Source organism: Paraferrimonas sedimenticola (assembly GCF_002282855.1).
Taxonomy (GTDB): Bacteria; Pseudomonadota; Gammaproteobacteria; order Enterobacterales; family Shewanellaceae; genus Paraferrimonas; species Paraferrimonas sedimenticola.
In genome coordinates this window covers 178,375-202,375 of the sequence record NZ_NRIR01000007.1, presented here as the reverse complement: position 1 = coordinate 202,375, position 24,001 = coordinate 178,375, and the positions used below count along the sequence as shown (strand labels likewise).

24 protein-coding genes are annotated in these 24,001 nt (G+C 52.7%); 18 read left to right on the top strand and 6 right to left on the bottom strand.

The window, feature by feature from the left end; translation table 11 throughout:
• The first annotated feature begins 47 nt into the window (after positions 1–47).
• Positions 48–551: a hypothetical protein gene (locus CLC93_RS13485; RefSeq protein WP_095506505.1), complete on the top strand. Its 504-nt coding sequence runs from the start codon at positions 48–50 to the stop codon at positions 549–551.
• Here the strand turns inward: CLC93_RS13485 and CLC93_RS13480 are convergent.
• Complete coding sequence (locus CLC93_RS13480) at positions 548–2,884, bottom strand: Tex family protein (RefSeq protein ID WP_095506504.1); 2,337 nt, start codon at positions 2,882–2,884, stop codon at positions 548–550. The two genes, CLC93_RS13485 and CLC93_RS13480, sit on opposite strands and share 4 nt — an antisense overlap.
• 68 nt (positions 2,885–2,952) lie before the next feature.
• Complete coding sequence (gene greB / locus CLC93_RS13475) at positions 2,953–3,438, bottom strand: transcription elongation factor GreB (RefSeq protein WP_095506503.1); 486 nt, start codon at positions 3,436–3,438, stop codon at positions 2,953–2,955.
• Between the two features lie 188 nt (positions 3,439–3,626).
• Here greB and ompR point away from each other — a divergent pair, with 188 nt between their 5' ends.
• The 7 genes from ompR (at position 3,627) to CLC93_RS13440 (ending at position 9,979) form a co-directional block, all read left to right on the top strand.
• Positions 3,627–4,349, top strand: coding sequence for an osmolarity response regulator transcription factor OmpR (ompR, locus tag CLC93_RS13470; protein WP_095506502.1), 723 nt, complete (start codon positions 3,627–3,629; stop codon positions 4,347–4,349).
• Between the two features lie 6 nt (positions 4,350–4,355).
• The gene (gene envZ, locus CLC93_RS13465; RefSeq protein ID WP_095506501.1) at positions 4,356–5,669 is read left to right on the top strand and encodes a two-component system sensor histidine kinase EnvZ; all 1,314 of its coding nucleotides are present in this window, start codon (positions 4,356–4,358) and stop codon (positions 5,667–5,669) included.
• 58 nt (positions 5,670–5,727) lie between these two features.
• Positions 5,728–6,567, top strand: coding sequence for a Yip1 family protein (locus tag CLC93_RS13460; RefSeq protein WP_095506500.1), 840 nt, complete (start codon positions 5,728–5,730; stop codon positions 6,565–6,567).
• A 118-nt stretch (positions 6,568–6,685) separates the two neighbouring features.
• Positions 6,686–7,537, top strand: coding sequence for a 23S rRNA (adenine(2030)-N(6))-methyltransferase RlmJ (locus CLC93_RS13455; protein ID WP_095506499.1), 852 nt, complete (start codon positions 6,686–6,688; stop codon positions 7,535–7,537).
• A 38-nt stretch (positions 7,538–7,575) separates the two neighbouring features.
• The gene (locus CLC93_RS13450; protein ID WP_095506498.1) at positions 7,576–8,301 is read left to right on the top strand and encodes a hypothetical protein; all 726 of its coding nucleotides are present in this window, start codon (positions 7,576–7,578) and stop codon (positions 8,299–8,301) included.
• A gap of 86 nt (positions 8,302–8,387) precedes the next feature.
• Complete coding sequence (locus CLC93_RS13445; protein WP_245837164.1) at positions 8,388–9,704, top strand: sugar MFS transporter; 1,317 nt, start codon at positions 8,388–8,390, stop codon at positions 9,702–9,704.
• Positions 9,701–9,979 carry a GIY-YIG nuclease family protein gene (locus CLC93_RS13440; RefSeq protein ID WP_095506497.1) on the top strand — a complete coding sequence of 93 codons (279 nt, stop codon included), beginning with the start codon at positions 9,701–9,703 and terminating at the stop codon, positions 9,977–9,979. Before CLC93_RS13445 ends, CLC93_RS13440 begins: the two co-directional genes overlap by 4 nt.
• A 3-nt stretch (positions 9,980–9,982) precedes the next feature.
• On the opposite strand, the gene CLC93_RS13435 is transcribed toward CLC93_RS13440, so the two are convergent.
• From CLC93_RS13435 to hslR, 4 genes are all read right to left on the bottom strand, one after another.
• On the bottom strand, positions 9,983–10,411 hold the full coding sequence (locus CLC93_RS13435) for a hypothetical protein (protein ID WP_141237398.1): 429 nt from the start codon (positions 10,409–10,411) through the stop codon (positions 9,983–9,985).
• Positions 10,412–10,527: 116 nt separating this feature from the next.
• Positions 10,528–12,078, bottom strand: a complete 1,551-nt coding sequence (locus tag CLC93_RS13430; RefSeq protein ID WP_095506495.1) for a phosphoenolpyruvate carboxykinase — start codon at positions 12,076–12,078, stop codon at positions 10,528–10,530.
• A gap of 157 nt (positions 12,079–12,235) precedes the next feature.
• A complete protein-coding gene (hslO, locus tag CLC93_RS13425; protein WP_095506494.1) occupies positions 12,236–13,105 on the bottom strand; it encodes an Hsp33 family molecular chaperone HslO in 870 nt (289 codons plus the stop codon).
• Between the two features lie 15 nt (positions 13,106–13,120).
• A complete protein-coding gene (gene hslR / locus CLC93_RS13420) occupies positions 13,121–13,519 on the bottom strand; it encodes a ribosome-associated heat shock protein Hsp15 (RefSeq protein ID WP_095506493.1) in 399 nt (132 codons plus the stop codon).
• 212 nt (positions 13,520–13,731) lie between these two features.
• On the opposite strand from hslR, the gene gspC reads away from it, so the two are divergent.
• From gspC to gspL, 10 genes are read left to right on the top strand one after another with little or no spacing between them, the layout of a single operon-like run.
• Positions 13,732–14,631, top strand: a complete 900-nt coding sequence (gene gspC / locus CLC93_RS13415; protein ID WP_095506492.1) for a type II secretion system protein GspC — start codon at positions 13,732–13,734, stop codon at positions 14,629–14,631.
• A 20-nt stretch (positions 14,632–14,651) separates the two neighbouring features.
• Positions 14,652–16,799, top strand: a complete 2,148-nt coding sequence (gspD, locus tag CLC93_RS13410) for a type II secretion system secretin GspD (RefSeq protein ID WP_095506491.1) — start codon at positions 14,652–14,654, stop codon at positions 16,797–16,799.
• Entirely contained in the window at positions 16,792–18,375 is a 1,584-nt protein-coding gene (gspE, locus tag CLC93_RS13405) for a type II secretion system ATPase GspE (RefSeq protein WP_095506490.1), read from the top strand. The genes gspD and gspE overlap by 8 nt, the downstream gene beginning before the upstream one ends.
• A 3-nt stretch (positions 18,376–18,378) precedes the next feature.
• Positions 18,379–19,599 (top strand): type II secretion system inner membrane protein GspF, encoded by a 1,221-nt coding sequence (gene gspF / locus CLC93_RS13400; protein WP_095506489.1) that lies wholly within the window; start codon positions 18,379–18,381, stop codon positions 19,597–19,599.
• A gap of 28 nt (positions 19,600–19,627) precedes the next feature.
• Positions 19,628–20,062, top strand: coding sequence for a type II secretion system major pseudopilin GspG (gene gspG / locus CLC93_RS13395; protein ID WP_095506488.1), 435 nt, complete (start codon positions 19,628–19,630; stop codon positions 20,060–20,062).
• Between the two features lie 6 nt (positions 20,063–20,068).
• Complete coding sequence (gspH, locus tag CLC93_RS13390; RefSeq protein ID WP_095506487.1) at positions 20,069–20,722, top strand: type II secretion system minor pseudopilin GspH; 654 nt, start codon at positions 20,069–20,071, stop codon at positions 20,720–20,722.
• A complete protein-coding gene (gene gspI / locus CLC93_RS13385; protein WP_095506486.1) occupies positions 20,719–21,084 on the top strand; it encodes a type II secretion system minor pseudopilin GspI in 366 nt (121 codons plus the stop codon). The genes gspH and gspI overlap by 4 nt, the downstream gene beginning before the upstream one ends.
• Positions 21,065–21,805, top strand: a complete 741-nt coding sequence (gspJ, locus tag CLC93_RS13380; protein ID WP_095506485.1) for a type II secretion system minor pseudopilin GspJ — start codon at positions 21,065–21,067, stop codon at positions 21,803–21,805. Before gspI ends, gspJ begins: the two co-directional genes overlap by 20 nt.
• A complete protein-coding gene (gspK, locus tag CLC93_RS13375; protein WP_095506484.1) occupies positions 21,805–22,800 on the top strand; it encodes a type II secretion system minor pseudopilin GspK in 996 nt (331 codons plus the stop codon). The genes gspJ and gspK overlap by 1 nt, the downstream gene beginning before the upstream one ends.
• Entirely contained in the window at positions 22,797–23,999 is a 1,203-nt protein-coding gene (gene gspL / locus CLC93_RS13370) for a type II secretion system protein GspL (RefSeq protein WP_095506483.1), read from the top strand. The genes gspK and gspL overlap by 4 nt, the downstream gene beginning before the upstream one ends.
• The last annotated feature ends 2 nt before the right edge of the window (positions 24,000–24,001 follow it).

Genomic DNA, 24,001 nt, shown 5'->3' with positions numbered 1-24,001 from the left:
TTAAGCGGTTAATATTTAAACACTTTGGTGAATAAATTGATGCCCTTATGCTGGTTTCGAATTTTCCGCAGGTGCCCATAGCCACGTCCAATCCGGCCACGGATCAGGCGCGCACTGATGCGGCCAGAAAACCTGTCATCAAGAAGACCACCAAGTCCCAGCAATCCGCAGCGCAGCGCAAAACCGAAAAACAGAAAGACGAGCATTTGGTGTTCGCCGATTTGTTGGATGCAGTGGAAGCTCTCGACGGCCAAGACCAAGGTCAGAATCAAAATCAAAGCGAAGAGCGGGACGAGCAACAGCGACAAAATCAACCCAAAGCCGGGCAATCAGGCAAGGTTCAACATTGGTTAGCCGAAGCACGCCCTGTGGTTTCTCGTCCAACGATTGATGCTCAGACGTCTGCCCAAACCCAAGCCCAATCTCAGGCGGAAGGGATAGCCGCTGAAACACCGGCGCAAGCGCGCCAATTTCAGCGACAAATTCAACAGACCTACCAAAGTGCCAGCGCTCCCAAAACCGATGAGAGCGAGCTGGACACCGAAGCTTAAGACTTTTTCGCCTTAGCAAAGGCCGCAGCGAATGCGTCGCCCATGGCAGCGTTGGCGGGAGCCGACTTTGGCTTGCCTTTGTGGCGAGGTTTTTGAGTTGGTCTTTGAGACGGTTTAGCCCCTTTGCTTGGCTTGTTGGCGCGATTGCTCTGTCCAGCCGGTGGCGCTTTTTCATCGAGGCGCATGCTCAAACCAATACGCTTGCGCTCAACGTCCACTTCCATCACTTTCACCTTGACCACATCGCCGGTTTTAATCACTTTGCGCGGGTCGTCGACGTACTTGTCCGCCAGGCTAGAGATGTGCACCAAACCGTCTTGATGAACGCCCACATCCACGAAGGCGCCGAAATTGGTAACGTTGGTGACGACTCCTTGAAGCACCATATCCAGCTGTAAATCCGAGACTTTCTCAATCCCTTCTTTAAACTCAGCCGTTTTGAACTCGCCGCGAGGGTCACGTCCGGGTTTATTTAGCTCGTTGATGATGTCGGTAACCGTCGGCACACCAAACTCATCGCTAGTAAAATCTTTCGGGTTCAGTGATTTGAGTAGGTCAGTGCGGCCAATCAATTCGTTGGCTGGGAGCTTGAGGTGCTCACAAATACTCTGCGCCACTTGATAAGCCTCTGGGTGTACCGCCGAGCTGTCCAACGGGTTCTCACCACCGCGAATTCGCAAGAAACCCGCGCATTGCTGGTAGGCTTTAGGCCCGAGACGAGCCACTTTAAGTAACTGCTTGCGCTGTGTGAACGGACCGTTTTCGTCTCGATGGGCGACAATGTTGTCAGCCATGCTTTTGCTCAAACCCGCCACGCGTGACAGCAGGGCAGCAGAGGCCATGTTAACGTCGACACCTACGGCGTTAACGCAATCTTCCACCACGTGATCCAAGCTTTGCGCCAATTGGCTCTGGCTTACGTCGTGCTGGTACTGACCCACACCAATGGCTTTGGGTTCAATTTTCACGAGCTCCGCCAGCGGGTCTTGCAAACGACGGGCGATGGAAATGGCACCGCGAATGGTGACGTCCAAATCCGGCAGCTCTAACGCGGCTGATTCTGAGGCCGAGTACACCGAGGCGCCCGCTTCCGATACCATCACCTTGCTTGGCTTAGCCCCTTCGCGTTTTGACAAGACTTGCGCTACTAGCTTATCGGTCTCGCGAGAGCCGGTGCCATTGCCAATCGCAATCAGCTCCACCTTGTGCATATCAATAAGCTTGTTAAGGGTTTGCGCCGATTTATCCCAAGCGTTTTGCGGCGCGTGGGGGAAGATGGTGGTGTGAGCGTGGTACTTACCTGTGGCGTCGACAATGGCCACCTTAACCCCAGTGCGTAGGCCAGGATCTAGCCCCATAGTCACTTTGGCTCCGGCAGGGGCCGCCATCAGCAAATCGCCCAAATTGTTGGCAAACACCTGAATCGCATCGGCTTCCGCCACTTGACGCAGCGCGCTTAGGAGCTCGGTTTCAAGATGGGCGGCAAGTTTGATGCGCCAGCACAAGGTTAATACTCGAGCCAGCCAGGCATCTCTAGGACTGTCGCCTAGATTAAGCCCTAAGTGTTGATGCAGCATTTGTTCGCCCGGGTGACGAACTTGCCCTTCGGCGGGCTTAAGGTCTAGGCCCAGGCTCAGCGCTCCTTCGTTGCGACCGCGCAACATGGCCAACACTCGATGACTAGGGGCTTTTGCCAGTAATTCACTGTGCTCAAAGTAGTCGCGAAACTTAGCACCGGCCTTTTCTTGACCTTTGATTATTTTGGCTTGAAGACGAGCGTTTTGCTTGAGGTAGCCACGGATTTTGTCGATAAGCTGAGCGTCTTCGGCAAAGCGCTCAATCAGAATATATGCCGCCCCTTCAAGGACGGCCGTGGCGTCAGCATAGCCTTTGTCGGCATCGATAGCGGCCGCGGCTAAGGCCTCTGGCACCGCGTCTGCTTGGTTTAATAACTGCTCTGCCAGTGGCTCTAGGCCGGCTTCGATAGCCATTTGTCCTTTGGTGCGACGTTTGGGCTTGTAGGGCAGATATAAGTCTTCGAGCTGACTCTTACCATCGCACTGCTCAATTTGCGCTTTAAGGGCATCGCTCAATTTGCCTTGAGCCTCGATGCTGGCCAGAATCACTTGGCGGCGTTCGTTGAGTTCGGTGAGATAGCTCAAGCGACTGGCGAGTTGGCGCAATTGACCATCGTCGAGTCCGCCGGTTTTTTCTTTGCGATAACGCGCGATGAAAGGAATGGTAGCGCCGGCGTCTATAAGTTCGATACTGGCTTGCACCTGGGCCGGGTCCACTGCAAGTTCACGAGCAATAAGTTGGCTAATCGACAACATGGGATAAGTTCCAAATTCGCGGGAAAAACACAGTAACACAAAGCGGCACAACACTCATGCCGCTGCAGTTACTCTGAGTCAAAAGCTGTGTATTGAATGGCGTTGATGAACCACAGAGTTTCACCTTTAGGGGTGATGACGGTGGCTTCGTCGTCCACCGATTTTTTCAACAGAGCTCGAGCCATGGGCGAGTCCACCGAAATGTAGTCGCTGCGGCCAAAGATTTCATCATAGCCAACGATTCGAAATCTGAGTTGCTCACCGTCTTCATTTTCGATTTCCACCCAAGCGCCAAAGAACACCTTGCCCTCTTGTACCGGGTTATAGTCCACCACTTGCAAGCGGTCGATGGCTTTGCGCAGGTAGCGCACGCGTCGGTCGATTTCTCGCAAGCGCTTTTTGTTGTATTGATAATCGGCGTTTTCCGAACGATCGCCAAGGCTTGCGGCCCAGGCCACCTTCTTGGTGATTTCAGGGCGCTCTTCGCGCCACAAAAAGTCCAACTCTTTCTTGAGTCGGTCAAAGCCTTCGCGGGTGATAATGGCGGTTCGCACTCTGTCCTTCCAGCTGGCAAAAGATTGGTTATAGCATTGACGCGCGGGATGAGAAAGCCCAGCGCGCCTAAGACAAGATTACTAACAATTTTTGATACTTGCTCCACAAAAGATTAGATTCAAAAACAGCGATTTAGTGGCATGCTAGTGTAGACTCTGTAAGAACCGGTGAACATAAGGATGGGGCCATGGGCCAAGAAACCTCGAAAATTCTGGTAGTAGACGACGATATGCGACTGCGTTCGCTTTTGGAACGCTATCTGGTGGAGCAAGGATTCCAAGTTCGCGCAGCGGCCAACGCCGAACAAATGGACCGCTTTTTAGAGCGCGAGAATTTCCACTTGCTGGTACTGGATTTGATGCTGCCCGGGGAAGATGGTTTGTCGATTTGTCGCCGCTTGCGCCAAAAGGACGATAACCTGCCGATTGTGATGCTCACCGCCAAAGGCGACGAGGTGGATCGCATCATAGGTCTTGAACTCGGCGCTGATGATTACCTGCCTAAACCTTTTAACCCAAGAGAACTACTCGCTCGCATCAAAGCGGTATTGCGTCGTCGAGTTATCGAAGCCCCAGGCGCACCATCGCAAACCGAGGAATTGGTGGAGTTTGGCGAGTTTAAGCTTAACTTAGCCACGCGTGAGATGACCAAGGGCGATCAGCAAATCGCTTTGACCAGTGGCGAATTTGCTGTGCTTAAAGTCTTGGTAAGCCATCCGCGCGAGCCCATGTCACGTGACAAACTCATGAACCAGGCTCGTGGTCGCGATTACTCGGCGCTCGAGCGCTCGATTGACGTGCAAGTGTCGCGTTTACGTCGATTGATTGAAGTTGATGCGACCAACCCAAGGTACATACAAACGGTTTGGGGCCTGGGTTATGTCTTCATTCCGGACGGTTCTAGCCGCTAGGCCGTCATGTTAAAGCGGTTTCTTCCTCGCAGCGCGTTTGGCCAAACAGCCTTATTGATTGGTAGCGTGCTGCTGATTAACCAGTTGGTTAGCTATGTCACTGTAGCTGTCTACGTTATCAAACCCACCTCGCAACAACTCAACGAACTCATGGGCCGCCAAATCAACCAGTTGTTTATCGACGGGGTTGAGTTGACCGCGGAAAATCCCACCTTCGCCGAGGCACTTAGAGCCAAGTCTCGCGACGACGAGCTACAAATTTTTACTCCCAAACAAGCCCGCGAAAACGGCGTAGAACAAGCGGTGTATTACGGCTTTTTATCGGATCAAATGTCCGAGCAATTGGGTGGTGAAGCGGATGTGCGAATTACCAGTGGCGAGCAGTATTTGGTATGGGTACGCCCACCGCAAGCGCCGAGTATTTGGATTCGAATACCACTGCCTGGAGTAAGTGATTCCAACATATCGCCACTGACCTTGTATTTGTTGGTGATCGGCGCCTTGAGTGTGCTTGGTGGCTGGCTATTCGCTCGACAACAGTCGCGTCCGCTGCGGCGCTTACAACGGGCGGCGATTTCTGTCTCCCAAGGCCAGTACCCAGACCCTCTGCCTCTGCAAGGCAGTGCCGAGGTCGAGGCGGTAACCAAGGCCTTCAACCAGATGTCCGATAGCATGAAACAACTGGAAGCGGACCGCGCGCTGTTGATGGCGGGCATTTCCCACGACTTGAGAACGCCGTTGACGAGAATTCGACTGGCTAGCGAGATGATGAGCGAGCAGGATGAATACCTGCAACAAGGCATTGCCCATGACATTGAAGACATGGACGAGATCATCAATCAGTTTATCGCCTTTATTCGCACCGATCAGCAAGAGAACCGAGTGGATTGCTCGCTAAGTGAATTGCTCAAAGAAGTGGCTGAAGCCGAGCGCCATCGCATCAGCGAGTTGGAAACCGACTTCGAACCCTTGCCCGAGCTAAAACTCAACCCAGTCGCTTTCAAGCGGGTGATAGGTAACTTGGTGGAAAATGCCTTGCGCTACGGCAATGGCATGGTGCGCTTGTCCTGCGGCCAGTCATCTGAAGCGGTGTGGTTTAGCATTGAAGACAACGGCCCTGGGATCCCTGATGACAAAATCAAAGACTTGTTTCAGCCTTTCACTCAAGGCGACAGCGCCCGTGGAAGCGTTGGCTCAGGCTTAGGACTGGCCATTGTACGTCGTGTCGTGCGCGGCCACGGTGGCGAAATACGATTGAGCAATCGCATTGGCGGTGGACTTAGAGCCCAAGTTAGCTTGCCACTAGGCGCGGTCGACTAGCTTTTTGGATTAATTGTGTTCATGCTAAACCTCTGTTTTAGCAAGGAGAGTTACTTTCATGAATAAGGACGATTTGAATCCTAATCAACCTCAGGATGAGGTTGAGCAAACTCGTGTCCCGGAGCCGATGTCCCAGACTCCAGACGAGGCCACTCAAGCCCAAGTTGAGCCAAGCCCGACTCCTATGGAATCCGCGGATTCGCCTTGGGCAAGCCAAGCCACAGAATCAACAAGGTACGCAGAGTCCGAAGACGGTCAGCCAGACGTTAGCGAGCCTGAAGACGATTTACGTCACCCCTTTAAGGAGATTTGGTTTTACCCGCGCGAGGCCTTCAAAGCATTGGGGCGCCATCCTTTGCCCGGCTTTAACTACGCCATTGCGGCTCTGGCGGGTATTGGCCAGCTGCTGTCTCAGTCGTTGCAAGGTGAGTCGGGTATTGAAAGCACCGCGATTGCCATCTTGGTTGCGTTAATCGCGGGGCCGATTGGCGGGATTGTCGGCGCTATGATTGGCGCTTGGCTATTCCGTTTGACCGGTCGTTGGCTTGGCGGTAAAGCCAGCTTTGCTCGCATGTTTGATGTCTTTTGTTGGGCCAATACACCGACACTACTGGTGTTGCCGTTCAGCGTTATTCTGGTGGCTTGGCTGGGACAAAGCTATGTGGAGCCGAATGCGATTGCCGAGTCTGGCTCGCTGGCGTTGGCCTTCTTCGTGATGGCCATGGGCATAGTCAGCATTGTTGCTGCGATCTGGGGCATGGTGCTATCCATTGTGGGTCTTTCCGAGGTGCAAGAATTTAGTATCTGGAAAGCCATAGCCAACGCCGTGATTAGCTTCGCGCTGATCATTGCGGTTGCTATTGGCTTTGGTATGGTATTCGGTATGTTTTCAGCCTAACACCAACTCGGCCTTGAGGACGGCGCCTGTGTGGCGCCGTTTTTGCCTCTGGCTGTTCTATAGCTAGGCAGATGTCTGTGCTAGGCTATGGCTTTTGTTATTGTTCTCGGAGCGAATTTTGCTCAGTTATCGCCACAGTTTTCACGCCGGCAATCACGCCGACATTATCAAGCACGCCAGCTTGTGTTTGATCATCGATGCGCTTAAAGCCAAGGCTAAGCCCTTTAGCTATTTGGACAGCCACTCAGGCGGCGGCCTCTACGACTTGCAAGATGAAACCGCGCAAAAGACCGGCGAATACCTTGAGGGTATCGCTCGCTTATTGCCGATAGCGGAGCAACTGCCTGAGCTCGCGCCGTATTTTGATGCGATTGCAGCACACAACTCGAGCGATGCATTGCGCTTTTACCCAGGCTCACCCGAACTGGCTCGCCAGTGGTTGCGCGACCAAGACCAGCTCCATCTTATGGAGCTGCACAACAACGAAATTGACCGTTTGCGCGCCAATTTAGGCGGTGATGAGCGAGTGGGTATTCATCATCGCGACGGCTTTGAGGGCCTACCTGGGATTTTGCCTTTGCCGGTGAAACGCGGGGTGGCCTTAGTCGACCCTTCATACGAAATTAAGAGCGATTATGCCAAAGTCGTTAAGTCAGTGAAAAAAGCCAGCCAGCGCTGGAACACTGGAATTTTTGCCATTTGGTACCCCATGTTGGCCAGCGATCGCGACCAAAGCCCTTGGTTACTCGATGAGTTGTCGAAACTACCAGTGAAAAATCTGCTGGTGGCCGAGCTGAGCGTGGCACCGCAGGCGCAAGACTTTGGCATGCACGGCTCTGGGATGGCGATTATCAATGCCCCTTATCAGCTCGATGACAAACTAAAAACGCTACTGCCAAAACTCAGCGCTGCGCTAGACCCTGACCAGCGCGGCGATTGGTCGCTAGAGTGGCTCATTCAGCCGAGCTAGCGCGAATCACAAGCCAGATACACAAGGAGTCGTGACGTATGGCGTGGAAAAAGCTGGCGCATAAAGTACACCAGAGTTTAGCCATTCTGATCTTTATTCAGATGCTGGGCTGGTTAATTGGCGGCGCCTACTTTGCTTTGGTGCCGTTTCAATCTTGGGTGAAATCTCAAGACTGGTTGGCGCCTGAGCCCGCAATTACCACCCCGTGGCCGTCGGCTTTTGCCCCAGGACAAGTGGATGCGTTGAAACTGGTGCAAAGTGCCGCAGGTCCTTTGATTGAGTATCGCCAATCTAAACAGACCCATAGAGTTCGCTTAGCCGACGCTACGCCAGTAGATTCATTGTCACCCGAGCAAATTAGCACCTACGCCCAACAAAGATACGCAGGGGAGGGGGAACTGATTTCCGTTAAGTTTCTAGACCAAGTTCCCAGCCGGTGGCTCGGTCTGGTTGACGAGTTAGGTCAGCGCGGCTTGGTGTGGCAGGCACAGTTTGACGACCACAGAAGCACTCGCTTTTATTTCGACCAGCAAGGTGTGTTTATTACGGCCCGTAACGACTACTGGGTCTGGTTTGACGCCCTTTGGCGCATTCATATCATGGACTATGGCCAAGGCGAGGATTTCAACAATCCGCTGCTGCGGATTCTCTCCGTACTCGCAGTCATTTTGGCGATTAGCGGCTCGGCGCTGGCCCTTTCGAGTCTGCTCAGACGAGTTTCTCGCTGGAAAAAGAAGTTGGCAATTGCTCAAAAAGTGACGTAGATTAGCAAAATGACACCGCTGTCATTTTGTCTTTCTCCAGTCAAAAACAGCGTTTGAAACCGAACAAAAACTAGAAGATGCAGGATATGGACGCAGCAATCGACAAGACTCCAACCCAACCCCAATGGGTACCCATGGCTATTATTGGTACCCTGTTTTTTATTTTTGGTTTTGTAACCTGGCTCAACGGCTCGCTGATCCCGTTTTTGGAAATCGTTTGCGAACTCAATCAGATGGAAGCCTACTTGGTGGCAACTGCCTTTTACATCGCTTACACAGTGATGGCGTTGCCAATGTCGATGATTTTGCAGCGTACCGGTTATCGCAAGGGCATGATGCTGGGTTTGCTGATCATTGCGCTGGGGGCTTTGGTGTTTATCCCTGCAGCGCTGTCCCGTGAGTACTCAGTGTTCTTGCTGGCGATGTTTGTGATGGGCTCAGGTCTCACCATTTTACAAACCGCGTCTAACCCTTACATTGTCCACATTGGCCCCAAAGAGAGCGCTGCGGTGCGCATTAGTATCATGGGCTTGCTCAACAAAGGCGCAGGTATCGTTGCCCCTGTGATGTTTACCGCTTTGATGCTATCGGGCATGGACCAGTTCAGCGAAGAAAAGTTGGCACTGATGGACGCTGTGGCTCGTAGCCAAGCCTTGACCGAGTTGTCCCATCGCTTGGTTGAGCCTTATGTTTGGATGGCTGGGGTGCTGGTACTGCTGGCATTTGCGATTAAGTTCTCGCCGCTGCCTGAGCTGGATTTGGGCGATGACGGCAAAGACAAGGCGCCAGTTAAAGAAGTCTTCCAGTATCCACATCTGGTGTTGGGTGCAGTAGCGCTGTTCCTATACGTCGGGGTAGAGGTGATTGCCGGCGACACTATCGGTATGTATGGACGCCAACTTGGTGTCGAGAATTTCGGCATGCTCACCAGTTACACCATGGCCTTTATGGTGGCGGGATACGTGATTGGCATGGCGCTGATCCCGCGCTTTATCAGCCAAGAAAAAGCCCTACAAGCCTCGGCGCTGTTTGGCATTCTGTTCTCGCTGGGCATTATGTTTAGCTCGGCCGGCTCCACCAGTATTGCCGATGCTACGATTGCGCTATTTGGCGTACCCACTGTGCCTAACTCACTGTTCTTCCTAGCCCTACTTGGTCTGGCGAACGCCTTGGTGTGGCCTGCGGTTTGGCCGTTGGCCCTTGACGGGTTGGGTAAGCACACCAGCACTGGCGCGGCACTGTTGATCATGGGCATTAGTGGTGGCGCTATCATGCCACTGCTTTACGGTGCGGTGGCTGAGAGCTCGGGTGATTCGCAGTGGGCCTATTGGGTGCTCTTGCCAGGCTATGTGTATCTGGCATTCTATGCCTTTAAAGGCCACCAACTGCGACGCTGGAAGTGAGCGAGTACAGTCTCTATTTAATTCAAACCAAAGACGGTGCGTTATACACGGGGATAACCACGGACGTGGCGCGTCGTTTTGGTGAACATCAAGACTCTCCCAAAGGGGCCAAGGCACTGCGTGGCCGCGGCCCTTTGACCTTAGTGTTCAATCAAAGTGTTGGCGATAGAAGTCGTGCTAGCCGTCTTGAGCACAAGGTAAAGCGCCTGAGCAAACCTCAAAAACTGGCGCTTATCGACCGTCGACTGGAGCTGAGCGAGCTACTAGACGACTAACCTTTAGCCTGGGCAAGTATCGTTGCGAGGTTGATGGTCCCACACGCACAAATCGATTTCGGCATGACCGGCGTGAGCGGAAAACTGCACCACCAAGTGATTGTGGTTTCGAGTGGCAACCAGCTCACCGGCTTCAAACGGGCCCCAGTTATCACCTTGATGTTCCACCACCTGCCAACCGTTGGCTTCCAACTTAGTGCGATAATCCAGCTGCAATTGCTCTAGGTGCTTGTCTGCCTCGAGATGTACTTGCAGACCGCGGTCGCGAATTTCTGTGGGGGCTTGCTGTGAGAGTGGCGCCAGCAGTCGTTCAAGACTGGGTTTCACTTGCGCGGTATCGCTGTAATCTGGCGCTAACGCCATGCTCCAGCTGCTAACAAGGGCACACAGCATAGCTGCGCTGATGACGGGTTCGAATCCTTGAATGTTCATGTTGGGCCTAGTTCGACAAGTGAATATGCTTGCAGTGTAAGCCGAGTGCTTTGTGAAGACTGTTGCACAAAGGTCACCTCCATGTGACTTTTGTGCGATCGCTTGTGTTATTGCGCTTAAATTTCAGCCACTTGTGGTCCTGCGTCAACAATCGCCTGATTCACTGAATACTGGCTAAAGTTGTCGTTGAAGGCCTTGGCTAGTGCCGCCGCTGCAGTGTCGTATGCCTGTCCGTCGCGCCAGGTATCTCGTGGATTAAGCAGAATTGACTCCACCCCATTCACTCGAGTTGGTACGCTCAGATTGAGCTGAGGTAAATGAGTGGTTTGTGCCTGTTTAAGCTCGCCGCTGACAATCGCGTCGATAATGGCGCGGGTGGTTGGAATCGCAAAGCGTTGACCTTCGCCGTAACCGCCGCCGGTCCAACCGGTATTGACCAGATACACCTGACTGCCAAAACGCTCGATGCGCTGCATCAGCAACTCGGCGTAAACCGCGGCTGCGCGAGGGAAGAAAGGTGCACCAAAGCAAGTGGAGAAGGTGGACTGAATGGCAGCACTTGAGCCCATTTCGGTAGAGCCCACCTTGGCGGTGTAGCCCGACAAGAAGTGGTAAGCCGCTTGCTCTTTCGACAAGATTGAAACCGGTGGTAGCACTCCAGAAACGTCGCAGGTCAAAAAGACTATCGCGTGTGGCTCGGCACCGCGATTGGCTTCAATGCGCTTGGCGATGTGCTCTAGCGGATAACCCGCGCGACTGTTCTCAGTCAAGCTAACATCGTCATAGTCCGGGGTCTTTTGCTCATCGAGTACTACGTTCTCAAGCACGGTACCAAAGCGAATCGCATCCCAAATCACCGGTTCGTTTTTCTGGCTTAGATTAATGCACTTGGCGTAGCAGCCGCCTTCGATATTAAACACTTCGCCATCGCCCCAGCCGTGCTCATCATCGCCAATCAAAAATCGCTTGGGATCAGCCGATAAGGTGGTTTTGCCTGTGCCGGATAAGCCAAAGAACAATACGGTATCGCCTTGCTCACCAACGTTGGCGCTACAGTGCATGGGCAGCACGTCGTGCTCGGGGAGCAAGAAGTTTTGCACTGAGAACATGGCTTTTTTCATCTCACCGGCGTAACACATGCCCGCCAATAACACCTTGCGCTGACCAAAGTTAATGATCACCACGCCGTCGCTATTGGTACCATCGCGCTCGGGTTGACACTCAAAACCAGGTGCATTGAGGATTTGCCACTCGCCTTTTTCACTTGGGTTGAAGTGCTCAGGCTCGATGAACAGATTCTTGGCGAACAACTGATGCCAAGCGGTTTCTGTGGTGACTTGCAGGGGCAGGTAGTGACGCTCGGAGGCGCCCACATGCAGTTGCGATTGATAGCAAATGCGGTCTTTCATGTAATCGCTGACGCGCTGCCACAACGCATCAAAACGCTCAGAGTCAAAGCGGCGATTGACTTTGCCCCAGTCGATATGATGCTCAGAGCTGGCCTCAGCTACGATGAATCTGTCTAAGGGCGAGCGGCCAGTACGTTGGCCTGTTTGGGTGACCAAAGCGCCATTAGCGGCGAGTTGGCCTTCGTTTGCCTGTAAGGCGCACTCAATCAGCTCGGCGCGGGTTAGATTGCGTCGAACACGGGTGTGATGATCCACCATTCTAGGTCTCCTTGTGGATACTCGGGCCGGTTTGCCGGCCCCTGCCATTTTTTGTGCTTTTTATAAGAATTATATCCCCGCGATCGCTATGTCGCAGGTTAGCTTTGATAGGCAGCACGTCTTGGGGTAGGAGCGCCGCCCAGGAGACCGGTGAAGGTTAGTGGGTGTGGTTATCGCTCAAATTGCCATCAAACAGAGCTGCGACGTCTATTGAATCAAACTCGTACTTGGTTCCGCAATAGTCACAATCAAGCGCAATATGTCCCATGTCGGCAAGAATACTTTCCAACTCTTGGCGATCAATTGAGCGGATCGCAGCTGCAGAGCGCTCTCTAGAGCAACGACACTTAAATTCCACCGCTACCGCGTCGAACAAACGCAGGTCTTCTTGGTGGTATAAACGATGCAAAATATTTTCAGCGTCGAGCTCAAACAGCTCTTTTGCAGATATTGTGTTGGTCAATTGGGCCAAATGCTCAAAGCCTGCCAAGTCGGAATCTTTGCCCGGCAAAACCTGCAGCAACATGCCAGCGGCGTGCTGACCGTCGGCAAACAACCAGATGTTGGTTGGCAGTTGTTCTGAGCGCTCAAAGTAACTCTCTAGACAGGCGGCAATGCTTGACTGGTCAAGTGCGACCACGCCTTGGTAGCGCTCGCCCTTGTCCGGGGTAATGGTAATTACCATGTGTCCCTTGCCAATCAAGTCAGTCAAGTTGGCGTCGTCTTTTAGACTGCCTTGGTAGTGTGCCACACCGCGCATTTCTTGGTTCTGGGTGCCGTTGACCACAGCCAGTGATACCGGGCCATCGCCTTGTAGCTGTACGGCGATATCTCCCTCAAACTTCAAGGTGGCGGTGAGCAGGCTAGTGGCGCAAAGCAGCTCGCCCATTAAACGCTGCAGTGCCAGCGGGTAGTCGTGACCTTGCAGCATGCGCTGATAGCTTTGTTCTAGCTGCACCATTTGGCCGCGAACGTCGGCTTGTTCGAACATGTAGCGATTGAGACTGTCCAGGCTGGTATTTGACATGAATTGATTCTCTAACTAATCGGTGGATTTGAACCGAATGATTTGACGGCGCTGCTTCTTATCCGGTTTGGAGCGGGGCTGCGGGTGACTACTGGCCAGTAGTTTGCGCTGGGCAGCCGCTTGCTCGCGTTTGGTGAGGCTAGCTTGGGTTTCATGATACAAAGTGGCCGCGATCGGGGCGCTCACCCGCTTTTCAGCCAATTGGTCAATAATGATGGTTTTTTCATCAAATCCTTGACGTAAAACAACTTCTGCACCCACTTCGACGGAACGACTGGGTTTAGTGCGCTGTCCATTGTAGTGGACTTTGCCACCGGAAATCATTTCTTGCGCCAGCGCTCGAGTCTTGTAAAGACGGGCTGACCAAAGCCACTTATCTAAGCGAACTTTGCGTTGGTTATCAGAATTGCTCAAAACTTTGTTTACTAAAGTGCAAATATTGCAGTGGCTCACATTGTACAAAACGCTGGAAAGATAGCATATAGCTTCGATTAAACTTCGGCGAACTTGTCACTGCGCTTGTTGCGACATTTGAAGCGCGTTAACATGGCAGCGGATTAGCTGTCACTTATAATAATGATAGACAAGCGCTTTTTCAGCCGCTTCAAAGCCTGGCTATAAAAACTATGGATTGGATAGAGACAACTTTTACACGGCTTAAAACCGTGCCTCAAGCTCCGCTGGCCAACGGCACTTTTGTTGTGCTTTTGGTGGTAGCTTTGTACCTGAGCGCCCGCATCAGTTGGCAGTTGCTCGATCAACCGGGCACCATACCCAACTGGCAACCGTCGGTGTTGCCGGTGAGTGGCTCGTCAACGGTGCAAGCGACCAACATCACCGAAAAGCAGTTTTTTGGTAAATACGTTGAAGGCGATAGTGCCGCCAATCAAGCAAAGCAACCAGAGCCCGGCTTAGATCAAGCCCTGCTCGACGCGCCAAAAACCAGTTTGCGAATTTTACTAACCGGCGTGGTGGCCAGTACCCAGACCACTCGCGGCCTTGCCATCATTGAGCACAATGGCGCGCAAGAGACCTACGCCATTGGCGACTCCATCAAAGGCCAATCGGCCAGCATCAAAGAAGTGTTTGCTGATCGCATCATTATAAGTAATCGCGGCCGCTACGAGACTCTAATGCTCGACGGTATGGAGTACACCAGTGAAGCCTCCAGCGAGACCAAAAACTTGGTTGAGGCCAAACGTCAGGGCGATCGCACTCAGGTGACGGTAGACCGCAAAGCTTTGATGCAAGACCCAGCCAAATTGACCGACCTTATCAATATTACGCCTGTCACGCGCGCAGGTGAAACTCTGGGATATCGCTTAAATCCCGGAAAAGATCCTAAGCTATTCAAAGAAGCCGGATTTAACGCCAACGATTTGGCGAAATCGATTAACGGCTACGACCTTACTGACGCGATTCAAGCGATGGAAGTCATGTCTCAATTAGCCGAGCTAACTGACGTGTCGGTAATGGTCGAGCGTGACGGTCAACTGGTAGAAATTAATTTAAGTGTGCCGCAATAAGTGCTGGCATCGAGGAAGCTATGATTACAAAACGGATTAAAATGGGCTTGATGGCGTCTTTGATGGCCGCCACCGTTTCGTTAAGCCAAGGCGCCTTTGCCAACGACGCTCAATACACAGCGAACTTTAAAGGCACCGACATTCAAGAGTTCATCAACATTGTTGGTAAGAACCTCAATCGCACCATCATTGTTGACCCCACCGTTCGCGGCAAAATCAACGTTCGTTCTTACGACCTGCTAACCGATGAGCAGTACTACCAGTTCTTCCAGAACGTGCTGCAAGTCTACGGTTACGCCATTGTCGAGATGGACAACAACATCATCAAGGTCATTAAAGACAAAGACGCCAAACTGTCGAACATTCGCGTAGCCGACGATGACACCCCCGGCGCTGGCGATGAGATGGTGACCCGCATTGTGCCTTTGTACAACGTTGAAGCTAAACAGTTAGCGCCATTGCTACGCCAGCTAAACGACAATGCTGGTGGCGGTAACGTGGTGAACTACGACCCGTCAAACGTTCTGATGATCACAGGTCGCGCAGCGACGGTGAACAAGCTCGTCGAAGTGGTTAAGCGCGTCGACCGCCAGGGCGACACTGACATGAAGGTAGTTAAGCTTAAATTTGCTTCTGCCGGCGAGATGGTTCGCATTGTCGAGTCTTTGTACCGAGCGCAGGGCCAAAACCAAGGCGCCGGTAAAGCGCCAAAAGTGGTTGCTGATGAGCGCACAAACTCTGTCATCATTAGTGGTGACGAGAAGAGCCGCAAGCGCGTCGAAGAGTTGGTTAAACGCTTGGACGGCGAGCTAGAAAACACCGGTAACACCAAGGTGGTTTACCTCAAGCACGCTAAAGCCGAAGATCTTGAGCAGGTGCTATCGGGTTTTGCTGAGACCTTGCAAGCTCAAGCAGAAGCTCAGTCAGGTGGCGGCAATTCAACCGCGTCTCGCAGCAAAGGCTCGCGTAAGAAAATCACCATCATGGCGCACAACGACACCAATGCATTGGTGATCAATGCCGAACCGGATCAGATGCGCACCCTAGATAGCGTCATTCGCCAGTTGGACATTCGCCGCGCTCAGGTGCTGGTTGAAGCCATTATTGTTGAAGTGGCCGAAGGCGATAACGTCGGTTTTGGTGTGCAGTGGGCCAGCGCAGCCGGTGGTTTTACTCAGTTTAATAACTTGGGGCCGAGCATTGGCGAAGTGGGCGCCGGTATTTGGCAAGCCCAGCCAGAAAAGGGCACCACGGTTTGTTCTGAAAACGGTGTGTGTACCGAAAACCCAGAAAAGCGCGGTGACATTACTCTACTAGCCCAGAGCTTAGGCAAAGTTAACGGTATGGCTTGGGGTGTTGCTTTTGGTGACTTTGGCGCCTTGGTACAAGCGGTATCGTCTGACACCAACTCTAACGTGCTAGCGACTCCGTCGATTACTACCCTAGACAACCAAGAAGCGTCATTTATCGTTGGTGATGAAGTGCCAATTTTGACCGGTTCAACCGCGGGTTCAAACAACGACAATCCATTCTCTACCGTTGAGCGTAAAGAAGTGGGTGTGAAGCTCAAAGTGGTGCCTCAAATTAACGAAGGTAAGTCGGTTAAGCTGACCATTGAGCAGGAAGTGTCCAACGTCAACGGTCAAACCGCGATTGACGTGACCTTTGCCACCCGCCGTCTAACGACGACTGTGATGGCCGACTCGGGTCAGATCGTTGTGCTTGGCGGTCTGTTGAACGAGCAGGTTCAAGAGAGTGTGCAAAAGGTACCTTTCTTGGGCGATATTCCAGTGATTGGCCACCTGTTCAAATCGTCCAATTCGTCTAAGCGCAAGACCAACTTGATGGTATTCATTAAGCCAACCATTATTCGCGATGGTGTGACCATGTCAGGTATTGCTGGTCGTAAGTACAACTACTTCCGCGCACTGCAACTTGAGCAGCAAGAGCGCGGCATTAACCTGATGCCACTGACTGAAGTGCCAATTTTGGAAGAGTGGAATCAAGACGAGTACCTGCCGGACGAAGTCAACCAGATTCTTGACCAGTACCGCAGCGGTGAAGGGCTAACCACGCCGAAGCGCGAAACCGATAGCACCTTGCGTGCCTTGGATAAGTCGAAGAACAAGGACAAGCAAGAGTCACAAGCGGAAGGTAACAATGACTGAAGCCAAAGCTCAGGCCACTGAAACCGAGGCAGCGCTAGACGCTGCCGAGCTGGCCCCAGAGTTGGAGTCAGAGCAGCACGAGGAGCATGAAAACCATGCGCCTTGGCGACTGCCTTTCGCCTTTGCTAAGCGAAACCAGCTTGCCATTCATCATCATGCCGACGCCGACCCGAGCGAGCTGGTGTTGTTCTACACCGACCAGACACCGATTCCGGCCATGCTCGAAGCCTGTCGTGTTGGCGGTGCCCAATTGCCACTGCACAAACTCGACGAAGCGGCGTTCGATGCCATGCTGACCGAGGCCTATCAGCAAGATAGCTCCGAAGCTCAGCAGATGATGGAAGACATCGGCAACGAGATGGACTTGTTCACTCTTGCTGAAGAGCTGCCACAAACCGAAGACTTGCTCGAGAGCGAAGACGACGCGCCGATCATCAAATTGATCAACGCGCTACTGTCTGAGGCCATTAAAGAAGAAGCTTCGGATATTCACATCGAGACTTACGAGAAGCAGCTGGTGGTGCGTTTTCGCGTCGATGGCGTTCTCAAGGAAGTGCTCAAGCCCAACCGCAAGCTTTCCTCTTTGTTGGTCTCACGTATCAAGGTAATGGCGCGTTTGGACATCGCCGAGAAGCGGGTACCGCAAGACGGTCGTATTTCCCTGCGTATCGGTGGACGTGCAGTGGATGTGCGTGTGTCGACCATGCCTTCAAGCCACGGCGAGCGAGTAGTACTGCGTTTGTTGGACAAAAACGCCGGCCGTTTGGATTTGGCCCAGCTGGGTATGACCCCAAGCGTACGCAAAGACTTTGACGACCTAATTCGCAAACCGCACGGTATTATTTTGGTGACCGGTCCAACCGGTTCTGGTAAGTCGACCACCCTATATGCTGGCCTTAATGAAATTAACTCTCGCGACCGCAACATTCTGACGGTCGAAGATCCTATCGAATACGAGTTAGACGGCATTGGTCAGACTCAGGTCAACACCAAGGTCGACATGACCTTTGCCCGTGGCTTGCGCGCGATTTTGCGTCAAGACCCGGACGTGGTGATGGTAGGTGAGATTCGCGACCTGGAAACCGGCCAAATCGGCGTTCAGGCCTCGCTTACTGGTCACTTGGTACTATCGACTCTTCACACTAACACCGCTTCAGGTGCGATTACGCGATTGCAGGACATGGGGGTTGAGCCCTTCCTAGTTTCTTCCAGTTTACTTGGCGTTTTAGCGCAGCGATTGGTGCGTACCCTGTGCCCAGATTGCAAAGTCCCGCACAAAGCCGATGAGCGCGAGCAAGAGCTACTGGGCATAGGCCCAGAGCATGAAGGCATTATTTACCGAGCCCATGGTTGTGAGCACTGTAACTACAACGGTTATCGCGGCCGTACCGGCATTCACGAGCTACTTGTCGTGGATGACGATGTGCGCGAGCTGATACACAACGGCAAAGGTGAGCTGGCCATTGAGCGTCATATTCGCGGTATCAGCCCGAGCATTCGACAAGACGGCGTGGAAAAAGTACTTCTGGGTATCACTACACTCGAAGAAGTATTGCGCGTAACTCGCGAGGAATAATCCATGCCGGCGTTTGAGTATAAGGCTCTATCCAAAGCGGGTAAGAAAGCCAACGGAGTGATTGAAGCAGATACCGCCCGCCAGGCGCGTGCTCTGCTGCGCGAAAAAGGCTTAATGCCGACCGCAATTGAGCCAGTGGCGGAGAAAGAACAAAAACAGCGCAAGATCAAAGCGCCGCTGTTTAAGCGCAAGATCTCGGCTGAAGAGCTGGCGCTTTTGACCCGACAGTTGGCCACTTTGGTGGCCTCGGGTATGCCAATCGAAGAAGCGTTGAAAGCGGTGGCTCAGCAGACCGAGAAAGCGCGGTTGTCTTCGATGATCATGGCGGTGCGCTCACGAGTTGTGGAAGGCTACTCTATGGCTGATTCGCTGGCCGAATTTCCCCACGTGTTTGATGAGCTATTTGTGGCCATGGTGGCCTCGGGTGAGAAGTCCGGTCACTTAGAAGTGGTGCTCAATCGTTTAGCTGACTACACCGAGCGTCGCCAACAGCTTAAGTCCAAGCTGACTCAGGCGATGATTTATCCGGTAATGCTAACTCTGGTAGCGATTGGCGTTATCGCGGTATTGCTATCCGCTGTGGTGCCACAAGTTATCAGCCAGTTTGAGCACATGGGTCAAGACCTGCCGGGTACCACCTTATTCCTAATCGGCGCGTCGGACTTTGTTCGCGGTTATGGGCTGTATTTACTCGGGGCGATAATGGTGGCTATGGTGGTGGCGCAACGCCTACTGCAAAAGCCCAACATTCGCATGGCCTATGACGAGTGGATCCTTAATGTGCCGGTGATCGGCAAAGTGGCTAAAGGCTTGAATACCGCTCGATTTGCAAGAACATTGAGTATTTTGACTGCCAGCGCTGTCCCACTATTGGATGCAATGAGAATCGCCAGCGACGTACTGCTAAACAAGAAAGTGAAAGCGGCGGTGGCCGACGCCACCAATCGAGTGCGTGAAGGTACCAGTTTGCGTGCGGCGCTGCACAACACCAAGCTGTTTCCGCCCATGATGCTGTACATGATTGCCTCGGGCGAGAAGTCTGGGCAGTTGGAACAAATGCTAGAGCGGGCAGCGGACAATCAGGACAGAGAGTTCGAAGGTCAGGTGAATTTGGCACTGGGTGTGTTTGAACCCATGTTAGTGGTAACTATGGCTGGAGTGGTGTTGTTTATTGTGATGGCCATCCTGCAACCTATCTTAGAATTGAATAATATGATTGGCTAGAACGGCCAACCGAACAAGAGAGAGAGTAATGAGACAAGCGAACCAAAAGCAACGCGGTTTTACCCTGTTAGAAGTCATGGTAGTGATTGTGATCCTGGGGATCTTAGCGTCGCTGGTGGTGCCTAACTTGATGGGCAACAAAGAACAGGCTGACCGCCAAAAAGCCGTGTCTGACATTGTGGCGCTAGAGAGCGCGTTGGACATGTACAAGCTGAACAACAACCGCTACCCGACTACCGAGCAGGGTCTGGATGCATTGGTAAACAAGCCAAACATCTCACCTGAACCTCGCAACTACCCTGACGGCGGTTTTATCAAGCGTTTGCCAACCGATCCTTGGGGCAACGAATACTTGCTAATCAGCCCGGGCGAAAATGGCCGTGTTGATGTATTTAGCATGGGTCCAGACATGGAACCAGGCACCGAAGACGACATCGGTAACTGGAACCTAAACGAGATTTAATGCCTCATGACTGCGCGCCGCCAACAGGGCTTTACCTTACTTGAGGTGATGCTGGTGGCCCTTCTAATGGGGCTGGCGGCAGCCGCGGTTGTACTGAGTATTAACAATGATCCGGTTAAGGATCAGCTCAGCAAACAGGCGCGCAAGTTTGTCGCAGTGACCGAAATGGCGCTGCAAGAAGTGACTCTATCTGGCCGTTGGGCCGGTATCGTTGTCGAAGACGACCATTACTATTTCGTGGTGTACGACGACGAAATTCAGCAAGCCACCGAATCTGAGCAAGCGGCCAAAGAGCGTCGCACTAAGAGCAATCGCCCCAAGTGGATCCCCATAACGCACAAGCGTCAATTCCAGAAACGCTATCTCGAGCAAGGGATGGAGTTTGAGTTGACCGTGGACGGTTTGCCGCTGAAACAAGACGAAGATGAATCTGAGTCTTGGTTTGACGAGCCATTTGCTGAAGTGGAATCCACACTGACCAAAAAGTTTCCCGAGCCCCAAGTCATGCTGTTTCCCTCTGGGGAAATCAGTGCCTTTGAGTTGCTGTTAACCGCCAAGAACGACCAGAACGAAGACATTGAAGTCATGGTGATATCCGACAGCTTAGGGCGGATGAAAATCCTTGAGACTGAGCAAGACTTCATCGAGGCCGACCTATGAAACAGCGCGGAATGACCTTGCTGGAAGTCATGGTGGCTTTGACCATCTTCTCGATTGCTGCGGTGTCGATTGCCAAGAGTTTGAGTGCGCAAATCAGCAATATGCCGGTGCTCAAAACCCGCACTTTGGCCCAATGGGTAGCGGACAACCAGATGGTTGAGACTCTGCTGGTTGAGCCATTTCCTGAAGTGGGCGAGAAGCGTGGCGATGTCGAGCAGTTAGAAAAGACTTGGTACTGGAAGCGGGTAGTTGAGAAAACCAACGACGAGAAGTTTCGCAAGGTCACTATTTTAATCAGCGAAGATAGCCGCTACGAGCGGATAACCATGGAGGTGAGCAGTTATGTCGCGAAACTCGACTAACACGCGCGGTTTCACCTTGCTGGAAATGCTGATTGCGATTGCCATCTTTAGTTTGATAGGCCTAGCCAGCAATGCGGTGCTGCAAACTGTGTTGAGCCAAGATGAGCAAACCAAACAATACACAGATCACTTGAAAGGCCTGCAGCAAGGCATGTGGGCCATGGAGCGCGACTTTAGCCAAATGGTCGCGCGCACCTTTCGCGGTGAGGAAGAGCACGGCAGTGCGGTGCTAGTTCATGGCACCAACTTGCTAGAATCCGACAGCGAAACCCTGATTTTTCATCGACTGGGCTGGTTGAACCCAGACGGTGTGTTGCCGCGAGGCAGCTTACAAAGCGTGGCCTACCGAGTGTTTGAAGGGCGCTTGGAGCGGCTGCACTTTCCTCTGCCTGAGCCTATCATTGGCGAGGAGCCAACCATAACCGTGATCGCCGAGGAAGTACTGGCGGTGCGCTATTCCTTCTTTTACGACAAGAGCTGGACTCAAGAAGTGACCGCTGAATTGCTGCCTAAAGGCATAGCCCTGGAGGTGGAGTTTGAGGACAACAGTAAATTGCTGCGCAAGTTCTTATTGCCTGGTGGCCAAACCGGCGGCGCCAATGACAGCGACGAAGAGAATGGCGGCAATAACAACGGCAACAATAATAACAACAACTCGGGCAATAACTCGGGTAACAACAACTCTGGCAGTAGCTCCCGCGAAGACGGAGAGCCCGAGTAATGGCTAAGCGACAACAAGGCATGGCCTTGCTGATTGTGTTGCTGGTGGTGGCTGTGATTGCAGCCTTGGCCGTGGACATCAACGGCCGCAGCCAACTGGCGGTGCAACGCACTTTGAATCAGGCGCAATATCATCAGGCCTACTGGTACGCCATGGCCGCCGAAGAGCTGGCCAAAAAAGTGTTAAAACAGGATCTAGACGACAGCGAAGGCCGAGTGCATTTGCAACAATACTGGGCAAGCCCCAACATTGTATTTCCGGTGGATGAAGGCCAAATCGCCGGGCGAATTAAGGATTTGCGTTCGTGTTTTAACCTCAACGCAGTGAGCGTTGAAGCCACTGAGCAAGAGAAGCAGGCCAACTCTGGGTTTGTTTTGGGCTTGCCAGGACGCCAGTATCAGGCGATGTTGGAAGCCTTGGAGTTCGACAGTTATGGGGCGGAACGATTGACCCATACGCTCAAGGACTACACTGACAGCGATACCGTCACAAGCCCATACGGCGCCGAAGATGCCGATTACGAGAGTCGCCAGGTACCATACCGCGCCGCTAATACGCTGATGAATCACCGCAGCGAGCTCAGAGCAGTGATAGGTTACAGCCAGCAGGTGTATCAGAAATTACAAGATTACGTTTGTGCCATTCCCGGGGACACGACTCAGGTGCTTAACGTAAACACCTTAAAGCCGGAACAAGCGGCGTTGTTAGTGGGCATGCTTCAAGGGCAAATCAGTCTTGGTGAAGCGCAGAATTTATTGAATCAACGCCCCAGCTCTGGCTGGGAGAAAATGGAAGACTTCTGGCAAGAGTCGGCAGTGCGAGGTTTGCAGCTCGACGGTGCCGCTAAGAGCAGTCTTTCCGTGAGTAGTAGTTATTTTGATGTACAGGCCGCGGCCCGTCTCGACGAGAGCATTTTTAGGCTCTCAAGTGTGATGAAGAAAGGTGGAAACAACCAAATGCAAACGCTAACCCGCCAATACGGAGGGCAACGATGAGCGAACAAGTCTACATTCGCTTAGGCAGGGATTTCGATCAGCCAATTAGCTGGTTGCTGTACTCCACGACCGAAGACGAAGTGATTGCCAGTGGTGAACTGGCCAACGCTGGACAGCTTGAAGAGCTGACCGAGCGCGCTCGGGGTAAAACCCTGGATGTACTAGTTAGCGCCGAGGCGGTGACTTTAACTCAAGTCGAATTGCCCGAGAAAGGCCAGCGTCAAGCGCTGAAGGCTTTGCCCTTTATGCTCGAAGAAGAGCTCGCGCAAGACGTAGAGCAGTGCCACTTTGTGGTCGGCCCAATTGACAACAACATTGCCTCGGTGGCGGTGGTAGCCAAAGCGCAAATGAGCCAATGGCTCGATTGGCTTGCCGCTGCTGAATTGACGCCACGCAAGATGGTTATCGATGTCTTGTCGCTACCTCACGATTCAGAGCAGTGGTCGGCAATTCAGTTAGGCGAGCAGTGGCTACTGCGCTTACAAGCCGGCCAAGGCATGAGTGTCAGTCCTGAGTGGCTGTCGCTATTGGCCGCTAAAGAAGTTGCGGACGCCGCGGATGAAGAGCGCGACCCAATTAGCGTGGCGGCCTACTCGCCACTAGAGCTGCCCATGCTCGAGGTGCGTCAGCAAACCCTAGAGCTGCCCCTGTTGGTATTGGCGAAAGGCGCGGCTAAAGCGCCAATGAACTTGTTATCTGGCGAGTTTGCACCAAAGCGCGAATACTTTAAAGCCTTTAAGTTGTGGCAAAAAGTGGCTGTAGTTGCAGGTGTGTGCCTGCTGCTTGGTATGCTCAATAACGGTTTGCAGTGGTACTTGTACAACGCCGAAGCGGACGCGTTAGAAGAGCAGGCCAGCAAAGTTTACCAGCAGCTGTTCAACAGCACTCCACGCAAAGGTCTGGTTCGCACTCAAATCGACAGCAAGCTGCGCGAGTTGCAAGGCGGCGGTGAGGGCAGCCAGTTGTTCAGCGTGATGGACGAGCTGGACAAGGCCTTTGAAGAGGTGCCAAGTCTTAAACTATCCGGTATTCGCTACGACGCCAATCGTCAGGAATTGCGCTTGAGCATTAAGGCAGAGAACTTTGCCCACATCGAGCAATTCCAGAATCTGGCCTCACAACAATTTGATGTGAATGCCGGCTCGATGAACGATTCTGGTGAGATGATCACCGGCACCATTACCATCAAGGAGCGATAGCC